The organism is Butyrivibrio sp., assembly GCF_024699075.1.
Genome location: NZ_JAILQF010000331.1, coordinates 1 through 2,600 on the forward strand (window position 1 = coordinate 1; position 2,600 = coordinate 2,600).

Genomic DNA, 2,600 nt, shown 5'->3' on the forward strand with positions numbered 1-2,600 from the left:
TGCATCAAGATCAGATCTTGATACAAACATGGCTTATTACGAGGCTGGACAGACAATTACTATTACTGTTTTAAGAAAAGGCAGTAACGGATATGAAGAAGTAGAAGTAGAAGTAACACTTAAAGAACAGAAATCATCAGGCAGCTCAAGTAAGTCAGATTCTAAGGATGATTATTCTGAAGAAGAGGAAGACCAGAGCGGATCAGACGAATACGAAGAAGAAACACCCGAGGATGAGAGCGGTGAAGAAGATGATTCTGGAGATTCAGAAGACAGCGAAGGCGGAGACGATTTCGGATTCTAAATAGTAACTTATCATTAAGCCAAGCCCTGGCAAATGTGCATTACACATAAATATTTAGCAATGATAAAGCCAATTTGAAATATCATAATTGATGATTTCAAATTGGCTTTTTAAATACTAATTCGAATTTCGCATTCTCCAACTTATATTATCCCTTGCAAATTTGATAATCTGAGTAGTTAATAAAAGTTTTTCGCGCTCTTTAAAAATATTATTAATTCAAGAGCTTGATAGGTGGAATTATATATTTCGTTTGGGGTCCGCCTGTTTGAGCGTAGCGAGTTTCGGACCCCGGAAATATATAATTCCAAATATTAAGCCTTGAATTATAATATTTTTAAGACAAGAAAAACTATTATTAACTACCCAGATTTATCAAATTGCAAGGGATACAAACTCCTACTGGACTTATGCCTGAAGGAAGGCGTACTGGCTATCATAAAGGTTGTGGTAATATCCGTTTGGAATTTTTAGAAGCTCATCGTGGGAGCCCTTCTCCTGAATCTTACCATTATCAACATACATGATACAGGTCGCATTCTTTATGGTACTAAGCCTGTGAGCGATTATAAAAGATGTCCTGCCCTTAAGCATCTCCTGAAGCCCCTTTTGAAGCAGAATCTCGGTTTCAGTATCTATACTTGAAGTAGCTTCATCAAGTATCAGGATCTTAGGATCAGCAAGAACTGCTCTGGCAAAAGAAATGAGCTGTCTTTGACCTGCTGAAAGCCTGCTTCCTCTTTCATTGACCTGTGTATAGTAGCCATCTTCAAGTGACTGTATGAAATCGTGAGCACAAACGGTCTTTGCAGCTTTAATTACCTCTTCATCAGTAGCTTCGCTATTGCCATAACGGATATTGTCCATTATAGTTCCGGAGAAGATGAAGCTGTCCTGCATCATAACACCCATCTGCTGTCTTAAAGACTTTATTGTAACATCATTTATATCAGTTCCGTCCACAAGGATATTACCGCTTCCAACGTTATAGAACCTGCTTATAAGATTGACAATAGTAGATTTACCTGCTCCTGTAGGACCAACTATTGCATAGGATTCACCTGCGCCTACCTTGAAGCTTACATCGTGAAGGATCTCAACGCCGTCATCATATGAGAAGCAGACATTTTTAAATTCTACATCGCCCTTTATTTGAGGCATCTGCCTTGCGCCTTCCTTGTCCTTTACAGTAATAGGAGAATCTATAGTCTCGAAGATACGTTCAAGATAGGAAATTGCGGTAAGCAGCGAGTTATAAAAGTTTGCAAGTGTCATAATAGGCTGCCAGAATCTTGAAACATAACCGACAAAGGCAGTAAGAAGACCGACAGTAATGGCGGTTTCTCCGTTTGTAAGCCATCCAATACCAAGAACGTATATTACAGAAGTTGTAATTACAGTTATATTCTCAATTACAGGGCTTAAGATGAAGTTGTACTTGACTGCGTTCATCCAGGCGCTTCTGGCATCTTTATTAAGTCTATTGAAAAGTACAGTATTAGTATCTTCTCTGACAAAATACTGTGTGACCCTTATACCGTTTATACTTTCAGCAATATAAGCATTAAGGTTGGACTGTTTGTTGCTCTGGATCTGCCATGCTCTTCTTTGCCTGTTTTTGACAAAAAGAATGATAGCAGTCAGGATCGGCAGACCACAAAGGCATATAAGAGTGAACCTTACGTTTAGGTAGAGCATGAATATAAGTATGAATACAAGTGAGAACATATCTGTGATGGTATTAACAATACCATTGGACAGAAGGTCACTTAGGTTATTGACGTAGTTAACAACTCTTACCTGAATCTTGCCATGGGGCTTATCATCATAGTAGGAGAAGGGGAGCTTTTGAAGATGAACGAAAAGCTCGCGTCTAAGGTTATAAATAACCCCCTGACCTACGCGGGATGTAAGTATTATCTTGTATCTCATGATAGCAGCACAGGTTATGCCGACAAGAAGTGCCAAAATGGCATTTATAATTATTAGCTTTACTGCCTTGTTTGGAGTATATACATGGTCATAAACAGTGCTTGAGATTATATCCATAACATTCTTCATAAAAAGAGGGATAAGCATGGATATAGCACTTGATATTACCATTATGATTATGGCGATAGTCAGATCCTTTTTATAAGAACCTACATATCCTGCAAGTCTTTTAAGCTGATTTATATCAAAACCGCTTTCAAGCTCTTCGTCTTGTTCTATCTTATTTCTAGCCATTATGCGGTCTCCTTTCTCTTCATTATTTCATCGAATTCACCATACTGGTGTTCGAATACCTTCTTGTAAT

Annotated in this window: 1 protein-coding gene and 1 pseudogene; one reads left to right on the forward strand and one right to left on the reverse strand. The window is 38.2% G+C overall.

What is annotated here, in order from left to right; all coding sequences use genetic code 11:
• Positions 1-304, forward strand: a pseudogene (locus K6G87_RS13285) (hypothetical protein); the annotation flags it as partial.
• A gap of 408 nt (positions 305-712) precedes the next feature.
• On the opposite strand, the gene K6G87_RS13290 reads toward K6G87_RS13285, so the two are convergent.
• Positions 713-2,530: an ABC transporter ATP-binding protein gene (locus K6G87_RS13290; protein WP_296838214.1), complete on the reverse strand. Its 1,818-nt coding sequence runs from the start codon at positions 2,528-2,530 to the stop codon at positions 713-715.
• Positions 2,531-2,600: the final 70 nt, after the last annotated feature.